We start from the raw sequence: 604 nt of genomic DNA, 5'->3' as shown, positions 1-604 counted from the left end.
AAGGCTACTCCAGAGACCATCGACCAGAGTTAAATCAAGTCATTTTGAATTTGATTTGTGAGAATCAATCAGGCATTCCAGTTTACATGAAACCCGCCAGTGGCAACAGCAATGACATGGAAGGGTTTAAACAGATTGTTAAAGCCCATATCGGAAGTTTAAAAGCCGCACAGTCGAATCGCTATTTAGTGGCAGATGCGGCGTTGTATACACAAGAGACATTAGTGGACTTGCACAACATGGGGCAAACGTTTATCACGCGTGTCCCACAAACCTTGAAAGAGGCAAAGGTGCTAGTAAGGTCGGCTTCTACCTTATCATTTGAGCCAGTAAGCGAGGGTTATGAAGGGACTTGGTGTCAAAGCGACTATGCGGGTGTCGCTCAAAAATGGTTACTGGTTCGAAGCGAACAGGCACAAAAACGGGAGCGCCATACCCTCGACAAGCGTATGCTCAAACAAGCGGAGCAGGCGCGTAAGAGTTTTAAAAAACTGTGCCAGTTGGAATTTGCCTGTGAAGACGATGCAAACCAAGCCCTTAAGCTCTGGCGAGCCAAACAAGCGGTATGTGATGTCGAGGCAGCTATCCGAAAAGTCCCTGTGTA

Annotated in this window: 1 protein-coding gene; it reads left to right on the top strand. The window is 47.0% G+C overall.

The window, feature by feature from the left end; translation table 11 throughout:
* Window positions 1–604, top strand: a 604-nt coding sequence (locus tag ACFOHL_RS14370; protein ID WP_376920937.1) for an IS1634 family transposase, incomplete at both ends; no start/stop codon positions are given.

It is taken from the genome of Agaribacter flavus (assembly GCF_042646125.1).
Lineage (GTDB): Bacteria > Pseudomonadota > Gammaproteobacteria > Enterobacterales > Alteromonadaceae > Glaciecola > Glaciecola flavus.
This window is presented reverse-complemented; position numbering and strand designations above follow the sequence as displayed.